Annotated in this window: 18 protein-coding genes, 1 tRNA gene and 1 pseudogene; 10 read left to right on the plus strand and 10 right to left on the minus strand. The window is 66.2% G+C overall.

The features are described 5' to 3' along the window. Positions 1–45: 45 nt before the first annotated feature. Positions 46–258 carry a hypothetical protein gene (locus MELE44368_RS09255; RefSeq protein ID WP_128108226.1) on the minus strand — a complete coding sequence of 71 codons (213 nt, stop codon included), beginning with the start codon at positions 256–258 and terminating at the stop codon, positions 46–48. 149 nt (positions 259–407) lie between these two features. On the opposite strand from MELE44368_RS09255, the gene MELE44368_RS09260 reads away from it, so the two are divergent. Further along, positions 408–1052, plus strand: a complete 645-nt coding sequence (locus tag MELE44368_RS09260) for a porin MspA (protein WP_128108227.1) — start codon at positions 408–410, stop codon at positions 1050–1052. Positions 1053–1116: 64 nt separating this feature from the next. Here the strand turns inward: MELE44368_RS09260 and mscL are convergent, their stop codons facing one another. The 4 genes from mscL to MELE44368_RS09280 form a co-directional block, all read right to left on the minus strand. After that, a complete protein-coding gene (gene mscL, locus MELE44368_RS09265) occupies positions 1117–1575 on the minus strand; it encodes a large-conductance mechanosensitive channel protein MscL (RefSeq protein WP_046749889.1) in 459 nt (152 codons plus the stop codon). 106 nt (positions 1576–1681) lie between these two features. Next, positions 1682–2332: an SAF domain-containing protein gene (locus MELE44368_RS09270; protein WP_046749888.1), complete on the minus strand. Its 651-nt coding sequence runs from the start codon at positions 2330–2332 to the stop codon at positions 1682–1684. Positions 2333–2402: 70 nt separating this feature from the next. After that, the gene (locus MELE44368_RS09275) at positions 2403–2747 is read right to left on the minus strand and encodes an FmdB family zinc ribbon protein (RefSeq protein ID WP_064889959.1); all 345 of its coding nucleotides are present in this window, start codon (positions 2745–2747) and stop codon (positions 2403–2405) included. A gap of 58 nt (positions 2748–2805) precedes the next feature. Beyond that, positions 2806–3417, minus strand: a complete 612-nt coding sequence (locus MELE44368_RS09280; RefSeq protein WP_064889961.1) for a 5-formyltetrahydrofolate cyclo-ligase — start codon at positions 3415–3417, stop codon at positions 2806–2808. Positions 3418–3483: 66 nt separating this feature from the next. Between MELE44368_RS09280 and MELE44368_RS09285 the strand changes: the two genes are divergently transcribed. The 5 genes from MELE44368_RS09285 to MELE44368_RS09305 all read left to right on the plus strand — a co-directional run bounded on the left by MELE44368_RS09285 (position 3484) and on the right by MELE44368_RS09305 (position 7839). After that, entirely contained in the window at positions 3484–4395 is a 912-nt protein-coding gene (locus MELE44368_RS09285) for a UTP--glucose-1-phosphate uridylyltransferase (RefSeq protein ID WP_083042247.1), read from the plus strand. A gap of 64 nt (positions 4396–4459) precedes the next feature. Next, on the plus strand, positions 4460–5731 hold the full coding sequence (gene glp, locus MELE44368_RS09290) for a molybdotransferase-like divisome protein Glp (RefSeq protein ID WP_064889963.1): 1272 nt from the start codon (positions 4460–4462) through the stop codon (positions 5729–5731). Positions 5732–5745: 14 nt separating this feature from the next. Then, positions 5746–6399, plus strand: coding sequence for a GNAT family N-acetyltransferase (locus MELE44368_RS09295; RefSeq protein WP_083042246.1), 654 nt, complete (start codon positions 5746–5748; stop codon positions 6397–6399). Between the two features lie 286 nt (positions 6400–6685). Then, positions 6686–7699 (plus strand): divisome protein SepX/GlpR, encoded by a 1014-nt coding sequence (sepX, locus tag MELE44368_RS09300; protein WP_046753753.1) that lies wholly within the window; start codon positions 6686–6688, stop codon positions 7697–7699. 64 nt (positions 7700–7763) lie between these two features. Beyond that, positions 7764–7839: transfer RNA gene (locus MELE44368_RS09305), tRNA-Ala, on the plus strand. 116 nt (positions 7840–7955) lie between these two features. Here the strand turns inward: MELE44368_RS09305 and MELE44368_RS09310 are convergent. Next, positions 7956–9374, minus strand: coding sequence for an alpha/beta hydrolase fold domain-containing protein (locus tag MELE44368_RS09310; protein ID WP_164890068.1), 1419 nt, complete (start codon positions 9372–9374; stop codon positions 7956–7958). Positions 9375–9741: 367 nt separating this feature from the next. On the opposite strand from MELE44368_RS09310, the gene MELE44368_RS26585 reads away from it, so the two are divergent. Beyond that, entirely contained in the window at positions 9742–9882 is a 141-nt protein-coding gene (locus MELE44368_RS26585; protein ID WP_164890069.1) for a hypothetical protein, read from the plus strand. A 718-nt stretch (positions 9883–10600) separates the two neighbouring features. Beyond that, a pseudogene (locus tag MELE44368_RS09315) lies at positions 10601–10786 on the plus strand (helix-turn-helix domain-containing protein); the annotation flags it as partial. A 55-nt stretch (positions 10787–10841) separates the two neighbouring features. Here MELE44368_RS09315 and MELE44368_RS09320 read toward each other — a convergent pair. Both MELE44368_RS09320 and MELE44368_RS09330 read right to left on the minus strand, forming a co-directional pair. Then, positions 10842–11108: a hypothetical protein gene (locus MELE44368_RS09320; protein ID WP_128108229.1), complete on the minus strand. Its 267-nt coding sequence runs from the start codon at positions 11106–11108 to the stop codon at positions 10842–10844. A gap of 74 nt (positions 11109–11182) precedes the next feature. Continuing rightward, positions 11183–11845 carry a winged helix-turn-helix transcriptional regulator gene (locus MELE44368_RS09330; RefSeq protein ID WP_128108230.1) on the minus strand — a complete coding sequence of 221 codons (663 nt, stop codon included), beginning with the start codon at positions 11843–11845 and terminating at the stop codon, positions 11183–11185. 69 nt (positions 11846–11914) lie between these two features. Between MELE44368_RS09330 and MELE44368_RS09335 the strand changes: the two genes are divergently transcribed. Next, positions 11915–12793 (plus strand): alpha/beta fold hydrolase, encoded by an 879-nt coding sequence (locus tag MELE44368_RS09335; RefSeq protein WP_128108231.1) that lies wholly within the window; start codon positions 11915–11917, stop codon positions 12791–12793. Further along, positions 12793–13131: a TfoX/Sxy family protein gene (locus tag MELE44368_RS09340; RefSeq protein WP_128108232.1), complete on the plus strand. Its 339-nt coding sequence runs from the start codon at positions 12793–12795 to the stop codon at positions 13129–13131. The genes MELE44368_RS09335 and MELE44368_RS09340 overlap by 1 nt, the downstream gene beginning before the upstream one ends. Here MELE44368_RS09340 and MELE44368_RS09345 read toward each other — a convergent pair. Next, on the minus strand, positions 13128–13892 hold the full coding sequence (locus tag MELE44368_RS09345; RefSeq protein WP_128108233.1) for an SDR family NAD(P)-dependent oxidoreductase: 765 nt from the start codon (positions 13890–13892) through the stop codon (positions 13128–13130). The two genes, MELE44368_RS09340 and MELE44368_RS09345, sit on opposite strands and share 4 nt — an antisense overlap. A gap of 92 nt (positions 13893–13984) precedes the next feature. Continuing rightward, a complete protein-coding gene (locus tag MELE44368_RS09350) occupies positions 13985–14605 on the minus strand; it encodes a superoxide dismutase (protein ID WP_064928989.1) in 621 nt (206 codons plus the stop codon). Positions 14606–15382: the final 777 nt, after the last annotated feature.

Consider the following 15382-nt stretch of genomic DNA (forward strand, 5'->3'; position numbering starts at 1 on the left):
GATTGCCGCACGGTGAACAAAAATAGGTGGGCTAAGTGGTCTTGATCACAAGCGGCGGCCACGGGTGCGGGTGCGCAACGTATCCGTTTGCGCGAACGCCTTGACGCCGCCGGGGTGCAATCGCCATGTCGAAGTGCAGTTCTGGCGCGATTGCTTGCGAAATCGCAACCGCGGATGCGGCATCGAAAACGACGACACGCCGAGATCGCGGGCGCCGCAACGGAAGGCGAGCCACTCTCGCTCGCGTTGCCGGTTCACCGAACGACCGTTATGTTCCTCCTGTCAATGATGAGCACAACGTAAGAGCAGCATGTGGCGTCTCTCATCCACACCACATGGGGCTCCTCGGGGCGCGGACAACCCACGCTGGGCCAGCCGGGCTTGGCGTCGACATAGCTAGGGAGATCATGAAGGCAATCAGTCGGGTGCTGATCGCGTTGGTTGCGGCCGTCGCGTCTCTGTTCGTGAGTACGGGCACCTCTCATGCGGGCCTGGACAATGAGCTGAGCCTGGTTGATGGTCAGGACCGGACGCTGACGATCCAGCAGTGGGATACCTTCCTCAACGGTGTGTTTCCGTTGGACCGCAACCGGCTTACCCGTGAATGGTTTCACTCCGGTCGGGCCAAGTACCTCGTGACCGGCCCTGACGCCGAGGAATTCGAAGGCACGTTGGAGTTGGGTTATCAGATCGGCTTTCCGTGGTCGTTAGGGGTGGGCATCAACTTCAGCTACACCACGCCGAACGTGTTGTTCGACCAGGCGCCGTTGGTGCTGGGTCCGCTCGACGCCCTCGGGTACGGCTTCCTGACCACGCCGAACCTGTTCCCGGGTGCTTCGATCAGCGCCGATCTGGGTAACGGCCCGGGCATTCAGGAGGTCGCGACGTTCTCGGTGGATGTCAAGGGTCCTGAGGGCGGTGTGGCGGTATCCAACGCTCATGGCACGGTGACCGGCGCGGCAGGTGGTGTGTTGTTGCGTCCGTTCGCCCGGTTGATCTCCTCGGCCGGTGACAGTGTCACCACCTACGGTGAGCCCTGGAACATGAACTGACGCAAGCGAAGAATCTCCCAGGCAACGGCCCCCGGAACACTCCGGGGGCCGTTTTCATTGTGCGTCAGGACTTGTCGGCGCTCGTCGTCTTGGCGGTGTCGGGACTCGGTCCGGTACCCGGTCCGCTGACGTGCTTGCCTGAGGACCCGTTGGTCTCGGCGAGGATGTTGCGGATCTCGGTCAGCAGCGACAGTTCGGTGTCCTGAGCCTGCTCGACCTCACCCCTCTTGCGCAGCCTGTTGTAGGGCACCACCACGAGGAAATAGACCACCGCGGCCACCAGAATGAAGTTGATCAAGCCGGACAACAAGACGTTGAGATCGATGGTCTCGCCGCCGCCGATGTTGATCCGCAGAATCCCATAGTCGGATTCACCGCCCGCCCCAACGCGATTGATCAACGGTTCGATGATGCTGTCGGTGAAGCGGGTGACCAGCCCGGTGAACGCCGTGCCGATGACCACCGCGACCGACAGGTCGACGATGTTTCCGCGGGCGAGAAATTCCTTGAACCCCTTCAGCATGGTCTCGATCCCTCCGTGGCAGTGGTGATGGCTGACAGACATGCCACGTTAGTCCGATGGAACTGTGCTGACGGCGGATCGACGTGAGGTCGCTGCGTTTTCGTGGTCAGTGGAAGGTAAGGGTCACGGCGGAAACCAGCGTCGCCGCGGCGACTTCGTTCGCGGCCTGGGCGGGCAGCGCCACCAGCACCACCCGGTCGGCACCGCTGCCGGGGCCCGTCGGCTTTTCGGAGACCACCACGACGACCGCGTTCCTGGCGACCACGCTGGGTTTCGCCGTCGTCTCCGCGCCGGCCGTCAGCACATCGACGACGTCACCCGGGCGCACGAGGTCCAGTAGCGCCGGGTCGTCGAGGCGTAACGGCACGATCCGCGCATTGGGGCCCGCAGCGGATTCGGCCAGCCGCGGACCGAGCAATCGAACATCGGTGAGCGCTTCGCCGCGCCGGGCCGGGCCGGCCAGGGTCGCGCCGACGACGTCGCGCATATCAGCGTGTGCGCCGTCGGGAACCATTGTGGCGGAGCGGGATTCGATTACGACATCCGCTGCGCCCAGTTTCATGCCCGGCGTCAGATCGTGCGCGGCGACGACGACGTCGACATGCCGGTCGTCGGGGTCGGGACGCAGAGCGGCGACGGCGGCCAGCGCGACGAGCACTCCCGCCGCGACGCGACGGGCGGCCAGGGTGCGGGCCCAGTCAGGGCGCAGTACGTCGCGGAGCCGGCTCAACGCCGACGGGTTCAGAGATTCCCCCATACCGCCAAATTAGGCAGCCGGTGGCCGTGATGGTGCGAGCAGAGACCCGCCTGTGGATAACTCCCGGAGGCTAGCTGGATGCCGCGGCGGCCGGCGCCGAACTCGACGAGGAGGAACTCGAGCTCGAGCTCGAACTCGACGAGGAGGAACTCGAACTGGAGTCGCTGCCCGATCCGGACTTCTCCGACGAGGTGCTTGTCGAGCCGCTCGGCTTGCCGTTGGAGGAGCTCTTGCCCGACTCGCGGCTGTCGGTCCGGTAGAACCCGCTGCCTTTGAAGACCACACCCACGTTGCCGAACAGCTTGCGCAGGCGGCCGTTGCACTTCTTGCATGTGGTCAGCGTGGCGTCGCTGAAGGACTGCACGGCATCGAACCGGTCGTCGCATTCAGTGCACGCATAGGAATAGGTGGGCACGCGAACCTCCGAGGTGGTCAAACAACTTAGCACTCTACCGTGTCAAGTGCTAGAACCGCTATGTGGGCTGCGTCATTCCCGCGTCCGTCTCGCCGAGGGTGACCAGGCCGCGGCGCGGCGTCAGCGCGTGGGTCATCGGGACGTCGTGCGGCTCGGCGGGCAATTCGTCGAGGAGTTCGTCGTCGCGCACCACCGCGACGATCCGCGCCCCCGGCGCGGCCAGCCGTAGCGTCCGGTCGTAGAACCCCGCGCCCCGGCCGAGCCGGGTGCCGGCGCGGTCGACGGCAAGCGCGGGCACCAGGATCGTCGACGCCTCGGCGATGGCGTCGGCGCCCAGCCACGGCGGCGCCGGCTCGCGCAGCCCGAACCGCGCGTCGACCAACCCGGTCGGCCGGTACTCGCCCCACTGCAGGGGCAGCGGGATGCCGGCGGTGTCGTGGCGCGCCACCGGAAGCAACACCCGGACACCTCGGCGATACAACGAATCGACGAGTTCGGTCGAGCCCGGCTCGGAGCCGACGGGCACATAGGCGCATACGGTTTCGGTCCCGGACACCAGGGTGTCGAGATGGGTGACCAAGGCGTGTGCGTCGGCGTCGTGCTCATGTGGCGGCAACGCGCGCCGGGCCGCGAGGATCGTGACACGCAGCTCGGTTTTCGTCAGGCCCACCGCACCGCCTCCAAACCGGGAACCTTGGGAGGTTAAACCACCCGCAAGGGGGTTAATGTGTGAACGATGACACGGCATTCGAAAGCGATACCGCTCACGGCGGTGGTCCCGGCAGCTGGGCTGGGGACGCGATTTCTGCCTGCGACGAAGACCGTTCCCAAAGAGCTGCTGCCGGTGGTGGATACCCCGGGCATCGAGCTGGTGGCGGCGGAGGCAGCGGAGGCCGGCGCCGAGCGGTTGATCATCGTCACGTCCGAGGGCAAGGACAGCGTGGTCGCCCACTTCGTCGAGGATCTGGTGCTGGAAGGCACGCTGGAGGCTCGCGGCAAGAAGTCGATGTTGGAGAAGGTGCGGCGCGCACCGGCACTGATCAAGGTCGAGTCGGTGGTGCAGGCCGAACCGCTCGGCCTCGGGCACGCGGTGAGTTGCGTCGAGGATGTGCTGGGGCCCGACGAAGACGCCGTCGCGGTGCTGCTGCCCGACGACCTGGTGGTGCCGAGCGGCGTGCTCGAGACGATGGCGAAGGTCCGAAGGAAGCGCGGCGGCTCGGTGCTGTGCGCGATCGAGGTCCCCAGCGAGGACATCAGCGCCTACGGCGTGTTCGACGTCGAAACCGTTCCGGACGCGGACAATCCCGACGTGTTGCGGGTCAAGGGCATGGTGGAGAAGCCCAAGGCCGAGGACGCGCCGTCCCCGTATGCCGCCGCCGGCCGCTACATCCTGGATCGCGCGGTGTTCGACGCGATCAAGCGCGTGAAACCCGGGGCGGGCGGCGAAATTCAGTTGACCGACGCGATTGCGCTGTTGATCGACGAGGGGCATCCCGTGCATGTGGTCGTGCATCGCGGCTCTCGACACGACCTGGGAAATCCCGGCGGCTACCTCAAGGCTGCGGTTGACTTTGCATTGGAGCGCGACGATTACGGGCCCGAATTGCGGCGCTGGTTGGTAGAACGACTGGGCTTGACGGAACAGTAGAACCACGCGCCGCAGCGCCCGGTCGTCGACATGGGGGAAGCCCCGCAAGGCAGAAAGGCGTGTAGTGCGTTCGGTGGAGGAGCAGCAGGCTCGGGTAGCGTCCGCCGCGGTGGCTCCCCGGCCGGTCCGGGTGGCGATCGCAGAGGCCCAGGGGCTGATGTGCGCAGAGGAGGTCGTCACCGAGCGCCCGCTGCCCGGGTTCGACCAGGCGGCCATCGACGGTTACGCCGTGCGCAGCGTGGACGTGCTCGGGGTGGACCGCGACGACGCCGAAGACGGCGCCGACGGCGGCCCGTCGGAGCAGGAGATCAGCCTGCCCGTGATGGGCTACATCGAGGCGGGCGCCCGCACCCCCAGCCGGTTGCAGCCGCGCCAGGCCGCGCGCGTGCAGACCGGGGCGCCGATGCCCACGCTGGCCGACGCGGTGCTGCCGCTGCGCTGGACCGACGGCGGCGACTCACGGGTCAGGGTGCTGCGCGGCGTGCGGTCCGGGGCATACGTCCGTCGCACCGGCGACGACGTGCAACCCGGTGACGTCGCCGTGCGGGCAGGGACCATCATCGGACCGGCGCAGGTCGGGCTGCTCGCCGCGGTGGGGCGGGAACGCGTGCTGGTGCATCCGCGGCCGCGGCTGTCGGTGATGTGCGTCGGCGGTGAACTGGTCGACATCTCCCGCACGCCGGGCAATGGCCAGGTGTACGACGTGAACTCGTATGCGCTGGCCGCCGCGGGCCGCGATGCCGGTGCCGAGGTGAACCGCGTCGGGATCGTCGACTCCGATCCGGTGAAGCTGCGCGAAGTGGTGGAGGGCCAGCTCAACCGCGCCGAGGCAGTGGTCATCGCGGGCGCGGTCGGTGGGATCGCGGCCGAAGGCGTGCGGTCGGTGCTCTCCGAGCTGGGCGACATGGAGGTCACCCGCATCGCGATGCATCCCGGCTCGGTTCAGGGATTCGGCCAGCTCGGACCCGAAGGCGTTCCGGTGTTCCTGCTGCCGGCCAATCCGGTCAGCGCGTTGGTGGTGTTCGAGGTGATGGTGCGTCCGCTGATCCGGTTGTCGCTGGGCAGACGCCAGGCGCACCGACGGATCGTGCAGGCCAGGACGCTGTCGCCGATCAGCTCGGTGCCCGGACGCAAGGGCTATCTGCGCGGGCAGCTGATGCGCGATCAGGACACCGGTGAGTACTTGGTGCAGGCGCTCGGCGGCGCGCCGGGGGCGTCGTCACACCTGCTGGCCACCCTCGCCGAGGCGAACTGTCTGGTGATCGTTCCGACCGAGGCCGAACAGATCCGCACCGGCGAGATCGTCGACGTCGCGTTCCTGGCTCAGCGCGGCTGATCAGCGCGGCCGACGTGAACTTCTGGCGGTCCAGTTCCCTACATCCCGGTTGGCCGCTGCCCGTGGGGCCGCTTCGGGTCGCCGCAGGGGTGGTGCGGCTTCGGCCGGTCCGGCTGCGCGACGGCGCGCAATGGAGCCGCATCCGGTTGACCGACCGGGCCCACCTGGAGCCGTGGGAACCCGCCACCGGCATGGATTGGGATGTCCGCCATGCCGTTACGGCGTGGCCGACGGTGTACTCGGGATTGCGCGGGGAGGCCCGCAAGGGCCGCATGCTGCCGTACGTCATCGAACTGGACGGCCAGTTCTGCGGCCAGCTCACGATCGGCAACGTGACACACGGTGCGCTGCGATCGGCATGGATCGGGTACTGGGTGGCGAGTTCGGTCACCGGCGGCGGGGTGGCCACCGCGGCGTTGGCGTTGGGCGTCGACCACTGCTTCGGCCCGGTCTCACTGCACCGCGTCGAGGCGACGGTGCGGCCGGAGAACGCCGCGAGCCGCGCGGTGCTGGCGAAGGTCGGCTTCCGCGAGGAAGGCCTGCTGCGCCGCTACCTCGACGTCGATGGGGCGTGGCGAGACCACCTGTTGGTCGCCATCACCGTCGAGGAGGTCGACGGTTCGGCGGCCTCGACGCTGGTGCGTCAGGGTCGCGCAGCCTGGGCGTAGCCGCTTCGTGGCGCGCCGACGCCGTTTTCGCGAGATGTACGACAGGGCTGTGGGTGCGGAGCCAATCGCGACCCTGATGTGGGTTTCGCGAGATGTGCAGGAGGGCTGTGCGCGGGGCCAAATTGCAACCCTCGTGCAGATTTCGCGACACGACCTTGTTACAAATGTGACATTTGTGGCTGGTGGTGCTTGTCAGCAGTGAATTACAGGTGTGTAATTGTCTCGGCGCGCCGTCCACGGATGCGCTGGTCACAGACCTAGCCTGATGGGGAAAGGAGCAGGCGCAATGCCAAGCATCCCCCAATCTTTGCTGTGGATCTCGCTCGTCATCCTCTGGCTGTTCGTGCTGGTGCCGATGCTGATCAGCAAGCGGGACGCCGTACGCCGGACCAGCGACGTGGCGCTGGCGACGCGGGTGCTCAACAGCGGGCGCAACGCCCGGCTGCTGCGGCGCCCCCGTCCGGCGGCGGGCCACGCCAGCGATCCCGACTGGCGCCCCGCCGAGGACGACCTGAACGACCTCGACGACGCGGCCGACGACGAGCCGGCCCGCTCGGGTGAGCGGTCGCTGGTGCGCGCGGCTGTCGTCGACGTCGAGCACGACGCGGAACCGGAGTACCTCGACGTCGACGTCATCGGGGAGGACTCCGGCGCGCTGCCCATCGGCGAATCCGCGATGGAGGACGCCGAGGAGCACGAGGCCGAAACCGGCGAGCTGACACTGGAATTCGACGAGCCCGTCGGGGACGAGCCCGCCGAGGCGCGCGACGAGTCCGAAGGCGCCGACGACGAGTACGAGTACGTCGACGATTCGTCGGGGCTCGAGGCGCCGTCGGAGACGGACCTGAAGCTCGCCGATTCGATGAGCGCCGCGCGGCGCCGCAGGCACGAATCCAAGACCGCCGCCGCCGTGAGTGCCCGCAAGTACAAGTTCCGCAAGCGGATGCTGACCGCGATGACGGCGATGCTGGTGGCGTCGGCAATCGCGGCGGCGACGCTGACATCGTCGCTGTGGTGGCTGTGCGGCGCGGTCGGCGGTGTCACGGTGCTCTATCTGGGCTATCTGCGCCGGCAGACCCGGATCGAGGAGCGGTTGCGGCGTCGCAGGGCCCAGCGGCTGGCCCGGTCGCGGCTCGGGGTGGAAAACACCTACGACGGTGAACTCGACGTCGTGCCGTCGCGGCTTCGGCGCCCGGGCTCGGTCGTGCTGGAGATCGACGACGAGGATCCCGACTTCGAGCACCTGGAATACACGGCGTTCGCCCGCGGGTTTGACCTACCGCGGGCCGCAGGCCAGTAGGAGCTAGCTTCCGTTATCGATTTTCGGGCGCCGCAGGCAGGCTGGTAGCCTGCTATCGGTACCAGGGGCTATGGCGCAGTTGGTAGCGCGACTCGTTCGCATCGAGTAGGTCAGGGGTTCGATTCCCCTTAGCTCCACCATGTGATGTCGCCTCATGGGTTACACCTGAGTCGCGTCGAGCCTGGCATCTACGCGTCAACGGTTGGCTTCGGAATTCTGGCCAACCAGCACGGCTTTCGGTCGCGGTGCAACCCACTCAGGTAACAATGCCTAGCTGACGGTAGATGTCTGGGAGAACGGCTTGCGTCTCAGGCAAGTACGTGATGATTGCCCAGTCGTGTAATTCACCCGTGCGCAGGACGAAGGTGAAGTCGGCGCCCGGCGTCGCCAAGGCCTTTTCTTGGAGAATCAGCACATCGGGCACGACCGCGTCGTTGCTGCCGGCGTAAACCGCGGTCGGCGGAAGCCCAGCCAGCGACCCAAACAGGGGACTGACCAGTGGATCCGTGAGATCGAGGCCATCGGCCCATAGCAGCGAAGCATTACGCACACTCAAGAGTGTCTGAGCCCCCGACAAGACCGGATCGTCGACAAGTTGAATGGCCGGGTTACTCATGGTGGCATCGAGCCCCGGTGAAATCAGCACCATGCGCGACGGCACGGGGTCGCCCCGACGCACTATTTCCTGCACGGCGGCCAGCGCGAGATAGCCGCCGGCCGAGTCGCCGAGCACACTCACGTTCTCGACCCCGTGCTGATCGATCTGCGCGGAGATCAGGTTGGCCATGGCGGGCACGACCGTGCCGGCGGTGCCGCCCTGCGGCACCAGGGGGTACATCGGCACGATCACGGTGGCGCCAGTGTCCCGGGCGATTTGAGCGTAAGCGACCCAATGGAAGAGGATGGGCTGCAAAACCAACGCGCCACCGTGCACGGCCACAACAATCTCTTCCGAGGATGATCCGGGGGACTGCAAAGACCACACCTGCATTCCCTCGAACTCGGTGCGCTGCACGTTCAGTCCCACTGTGGTGAGCGCCGGCGGGCTGTCACTCTGTAGCAGCCCTGTTACCGCCAATACGAGATCCACACCCGAACGGTCCCCGGCCACACTCACAGTTCGAAAAGCCGCCGACAAGATCTGGGACAGGAACGATGGTTGACCGGTGAATGTGGCCGGCGCCGCGGTGGCATCGAGCTGCGCGTTTACCATCAGGCCCGACAGGGCCGGGGCGGATACTGCGGTGCCGGTGATTACCGGGTCGATCGACTGAGCGTCGAGCGTGGAGGTTTCGGTGACGAGCCCGGTGGTGATTTGACCGGCCAGCGGGTTGACGATCGGCGACTCGTTGGAGGCGGTCGGCTCGACTTCGCGGCGCACAAACGCCAGCAGTGTCCACATCATTGGCGGTTCGACAGGCGTGGCCGGAGCGTCGGCGGCGAACGGGTTCAAGACGGCGTTGACGAGACTCGTCACCGTGCCCGACGCGATACCCCCTTGATCGGGCGGCGCAGCCGCGGTCGGCGCGGCTTGTACGGTGACCACCGCATTACGTTCGGCATTTGTCCACGACGGTGCTGCGTCGAAGGTGTTGAGCGCCACCTCGGCTTCGAAAAGCGGCTCGGCGCCGTGCTGCATAGCAGCGTCGCTGACGACCTCCGTCGCGTCGATCATGGTGAGGCGCACCTCCTGTGGCGTGGGTGCCGACATCGAGGCCGAGAGGCGGGTGTCATGTCCGGATCCCGTGCCCGACTCGGCCGACCACGAGGTGGGCTGCCGAGAGGTGACGTCTGCCGCGCTGGCTTTCTCACTACTGAGAGGTTGGGTCACGGCGAGCGCGTCGGCCGCGGACGTTTCGGGTGCGCCAGGCGTGCTTGCCGTCGGTATGGCCGCCTCCGAAGAAGCGGGTGATTCGTGCTTTTCGGATGCTGTCGTGTCAGCATCCACCTCTGTGTTGGAACTGGTTCGGGCGCCGCCGGTACTCACCACCACACCCGGCTCGGCTGACCGTGTCGGGCGCTGAGACGATCCCGATGATGAGGTGACCTTGCTGCCCGGCGATCCTGTCGACCTCTCGGTCGATTCCGACGCCGTCGACGGCGTGGAGTCCGACGAGCCCGACATGGCCGCGGGTCCGGGGGTCGCCGCGCCCGTCGATGACCCATCGGACGACGACGCATGAGACGACCCGTCAGACGACGATGCATGAGATGACGAACTGCCGGAATCAGCAGGCTCGGCCCACGCCACTACCGGGGCAGCGGCGAGCGCAATCCCTACTCCCAGTGCCGCTGCCAACGCCCCTACGCGACCGATGTATTTTGCGGTACCCATCGTCATTCCTCTCTATCCATGCCGCGGCGGAACGAAGGCCAGCGTGTTGTTCGAGTTCCGCCATCCGAATCGTCGCTTGACGCGCGGTGCGACGAACTCAGTAGTGCACTACTGCAATCTCGCTCATTTCGGCGTGGTACGACTTAGTCGCGGCCTTGGGCGCCCGCGGTGCGTCGGCGGGCGCTTGGTGAACAGGCCGCCCATCGCACTATCGGGATCGCTACCGCGCCATGGCGACATCCCTTGGCTCCGAAGGACACATCGCGAACACTCGCCGCCGACGGTGACGCGGTGCCGCCACGCAGCGCGCACCTCCTCGGCGAGCAACTCGGGTATCTCACCCCTCGACCGCTGCACGGTTGACCTCGTCGCGGATCGTGAGGCTCAACCCGCGGACGCGCTCTCGGAGCACCGAACAGCTTGCCCGCCACCGAGCCATAGGAGAACTCGAACGGCTGCACGGCCGCGCTGGCGCTCTCCACGACCGAGTCGGTGAGGTCGACCGCCCGGCCCCTGCGACCCGTTGTAGGTTTCCAGCGACACCGTCTGCACGCCCTCGCGCGGCTCGGCGAGCCGCGTCGCGAGAAGCGCGTCGGGCACGCGGGCTCTCAATCGGTCGTCCGAAAACTCTAGACAGCACCAAAGCGGCTTTGGCGCACCGGATGCGCGCGAGCGGAGAGTCTGCGACAACGATTGCGGCGGTGCTTGGCGTTAGTCGGGCCACCATTTATCGAGTGCTGGCAGAAGGTTAGAGGTCAGAGACTTTGCCCCGACCAGAGCCTCGTCTGGTATCCCTAATCTCTAGCGTCACACCGAACCGGAACTGTCCTGAACCTCGGCTTCCAATTGAGCGGCTTCCTCGTCCGGGAAGGGACCGAGATTCTCGATCACCCCCGGCTCGCCGTCCTCACCATCGGCTACCACAGTCAGGATGCAGCCTTTGGTTACGTCGGGCGAGCCTTCGAGGGGCCATATCTCGAAGCGTTTGCCGGACCCCTCCTCACCACCGCTGACGTACCGGAAGAACCCGTCTTGGCCCACGACGTCATGAGTTCGCTTGAGCAACCGCCACAAACGCCCAAGTCGACTCGTTCGCATCGAGTAGGTCAGGGGTTCGATTCCCCTTAGCTCCACCACGATTGGTCAGGTCATGTCGTCGGGCTGACCTCGGGACTCACCAGCTGTTCGGGCGCTTCGAAGATCGCCCGCACGGCGTCTTCGTCACCCTCGATGTCGACGACCGCGGCGACGTCGTCGAGGGTGAGGACGCCCGCGGCCAGCCCGAGCACCAGCGCGGCCTCGGCCGTCAGGACCGCATCGAACTCGCGACCGTCGGACATGCCCACGTCCACACCCGCCGGGCTGCGCTGGACCTCGAACATCGCACCCTCCACCGCGATGCCGACCGTCGCGGACCGGCCCGTCGACGCCCTGCGCGCGAACAGGGCGGGCAGCGCGAGCAGCAGCCACTCGGCGCGGAATTCGTCGCCCTCGGGTCCGCGGATCATCAGCGGTGTCGACCAGCGGATCAGCCCTTCGATCGGCTCGCGAAGCTGGGCACCCCATGGCGTCAGGGCGTAGGTGACGGCGTTGCCCTCGTCGCTCAACCGTCGTTCGACCACGCCGGCGGCCTCCAGATCGCGAAGTCGGTCGGCCAGAAGGTTTGTGGCAATACCGGATAGGCCGGCCTGCAACTCGCGGTAGCGGGCGGGCCCGACCAGCAGCTGGCGCACGATCAGCAGATTCCACCGGTCGCCCACCACGTCGAGGGCGCGGGCGAGCCCGCAGTACTGGCCGTAATCCCGGCTCATCGCTCACTCCAACTTGTTAATCTCAATTGCACTTGACTATATCAAGTAGCCGGGTGGAAGATGAAGACCATGACGGTTGCGGCACGACCCACCTGGGTCGACAACGGGTTGTTTCCATTCGACAGCCGGTTCCTCGACATCGACGGGCACGCCGTCCACTACGTGGACGAGGGCTCCGGACCGACACTGCTGTTTCTGCACGGAAACCCCGCCTGGTCGTTCGTCTATCGTGACGTCATCGCTCGTCTGTGTGACGAATTCCGTTGTATCGCCGTCGATTACCCGGGATTCGGACTGTCATCGGCGGCTCCCGGCTACCGGTATCTACCTGCCGAGCACGCCGAGGTGATGGTCGCGTTCGTCGATGGCCTCGCGCTGGATCACGTCACGCTGGTAGCGCATGACTGGGGCGGTCCCGTCGGGATGGCGACGGTGCAACGACGCCCGGAAGCCTTCGACCGGTTGGTCCTGGCCAACACGTCGGCCTGGCCGCTGGACGACGTCCGTGTCCAGGTCCTGTCTCACGTGGTCGGCGGACCGATCGGACGGTTGTTGATCCGGCAGTTCAACTTGTTCGTCAACGTGATGATCCCCGCCGGCCACCGTTTGACCAAACCCAGCAGCGAGCAGATGTCGCACTACCGCAAAGCCCTCGACAGCTCCGCACGCAGGGAGGCATCGGCGGTCTTTCCCCGCGAAATCACCGCCAGCCGAACGTTTCTCGCCGAAGTCGAAGCCGGGCTCGCCGATCTGGCGGCGCTGCCGGCCCTCATCATCTGGGGCGACGCCGACATCGCGTTCGGCGACAAGGAGCTGCGGCGCTGGGAGGCGACCTTCCCCGACCATCAGACGGTCGTCATCGAAGGGGCGGGCCATTTCGTGCAATCCGACGCCCCCGACCAGTTCGCCTCGGCGATCCGCGGCTGGCACCTGCGAAGGGGGACATAGTGGCTTATGACGCCGAGCTCGCCGCGCGTGTGCGGGAGCTGATCGGCGAGCACACGCCGGCGCGCGAGCAGCCGATGTTCGGCGGGTTGGCCTTTCTCGTGGCGAACCGAATGGCGGTCGTCGCCAGCAATCGAGGCGGCCTTATGGTCCGCATCGACCCCGCAGAATCGGAACAGTTTCTGAAAACCACTGGCGCGCAACCAATGGAGATGAAGGGCCGGACCTACCGCGGTTGGCTACACATCGACGGTGAGCATGTGCGCACCCGGCGCGCACTAAAGAAGTGGGTCGCCGTCGGAATCGACGCCGCGATAGCCCGCGCGGCTGTGGCCCGCTAGGTGATCGTCACGCCGCCGTCGACGACGATGGTCTGCCCGGTGACATAGCCGCCCGCATCGGAGGCCAGCCAGATCAGCGTCGCGGAGAGCTCGTCGGGATCGCCGACCCGTTGCAACACCACGCGCTGCTCCAGCGTGCGCTCGAGATATCCGGGGACGTACTGATCGGTCATCTCCGAATGGAAAAAACCGGGCGCAATCGCGTTGACGCGGATGCCTTTTCGCGATCCCCACTGCTGAGCGAGATCACGGGTGAGCCCGATGACGGCGGCCTTGCTGGCGCTGTACGCGGCCTGCGGCAGGCCCGCGGTGGTCAGGCCGAGCACGCTGGAGATGTTGACGATCGAGCTGCCCGGCTGCATCACTTTGCCGCACGCCTGCGCGGTCCAATACGACCCGTGCAAGTTGATGTCCACGACGGTGCGGAACTCGTCGGGGGTTTCGCGGGTGGCAGGCACCGCGGTGCCCACGCCGGCGTTGTTGACCAGCACGTCGACCCGGCCGAACTCCTGCATCGCCGCGTCGACGAGGGCGGCGCACTGCTCAGGGTCGGTGACGTCGGTGGGCACGAGATGTGCGCGCCGCCCTGCATTCCGGACGAGTTCAGCGGTGGCCGTGAGCTTTTCGGCCCGTCGAGCTGCCAACACCACATCGGCGCCCGCCTGTGCACACGCCTCGGCGAATGACACGCCCAAGCCCGACGATGCTCCGGTGATGATGACAACTTTGTCATCGAGCCGGAACTTGTCCAGAATCGTCATCCCATTGGCCCTTTCGCATAAGCCGGTTGTCGTCCTGAGACATCCTGACCGGCCCTGCTGCGCAGGCCGCGACGGGGTCGCCGATCGGTGGGCTAGAAGATCAGTCCGTTGGCCTTTGTGGTGGCCGCGGCGAACCTGTTCTGCACATCCTCCCAGTTGACGACGTTCCAGAACGCCTTGACGTAATCGGCCTTGACGTTCTTGTACTGCAGGTAGTAGGCGTGCTCCCACATGTCGACCTGCAACAGCGGAATGATGCCGAGCGGCACGTTGGCCTGCTGGTCGTAGAGCTGGAAGGTGAGCAGTCGCTGACCCAGCGTGTCGTAGCCCAGCACGGCCCAGCCCGAGCCCTGCAGTCCGTTGGCGGCCGCGGTGAACTGTGCGCGGAACTTGTCGAACGACCCGAACTGGTCGTCGATGGCGGCGGCCAGGTCACCGGTGGGCTTGTCGCCGCCGTGGGGTGACAGGTTCTTCCACCAGATCGTGTGGTTGACGTGCCCGCCGAGGTGGAACGCGAGGTTCTTCTCGTGCAGGAAGATCGCCGAGTGGTCGCCGTCGGCGCGCGCTTCCTCGAGCTTGGCGAGCGCGTCGTTGACACCCTTCACGTACGTGGCGTGGTGCTTGCCGTGGTGGATCTCGTTGATCTGGCCCGAGATGTGGGGCTCCAGCGCGCCGTAGTCGTAGTCGAGGTCCGGCAGCGTGTACTCAGCCATGAAGCTTCCTTTCTGGTGTTCAGTTGTCGGTTCTGGACCCGCGGCCCGGAGGGCTCTCATGGCGGGCCGGGGTGGTCGAACAGCCGGCAGCATATGGCCTGGCCAGTCCGTCTGTCCAACTGTTCAGATGTTCATGTGTTAGGTTGGCGCCTGCGGGTCGGTCGTGTGCGACGTCGATGCAGCACATCGGAACCGACTTGTCATCGAGGCGGTAGCAGGCGCCCGGCCGACCCGCTCCAAGTTCCCTGGACGCCACCGCGCGCTCGCGCGACCGAGCCGTCTCTGCGGATGGGGGACCGCCCACCGGGGCGTGCTTACAAGTTGCTGGGGCCACCCTCGGGAACGCCGCTTCGCTGTCCGACGAGGGCGTCAACGGATTTAATGAGAACCGCTAACTATTTGCGAAATTTGCCCATTGTTGCACTTGACTTTTTCACTTATTTGCCATTCTCACCGCGGTAGGGGACCGTTTCCCGGCAAATCCCCACGTCCCTCTGGGCGATGTGACGAATGTCACCGTGCTGCCGAAAATAGCCACCGCTAAACGGCCCGGAACAAGGCCCAAGTCGACGCCGGTAAAAGGTGACCAGGATTGTTCGCGCCCAAACCGTGACGCAACCGTTGCCAGATCGCTTCCGACCACGGCCGGCGACGGCGCTGAAGACGGCCTCCGGCGGTGCATCGATTAGCTTTGCCGGACTAAGTGATCACCTCGCATATGAGCAGCATATTAACCTTTACGTTATTTGATGTGGGTTTGCTGCCTCTGCAGCCGCT

This window comes from Mycolicibacterium elephantis DSM 44368 (genome assembly GCF_004014805.1).
GTDB classification, from domain to species: Bacteria; Actinomycetota; Actinomycetes; order Mycobacteriales; family Mycobacteriaceae; genus Mycobacterium; species Mycobacterium elephantis.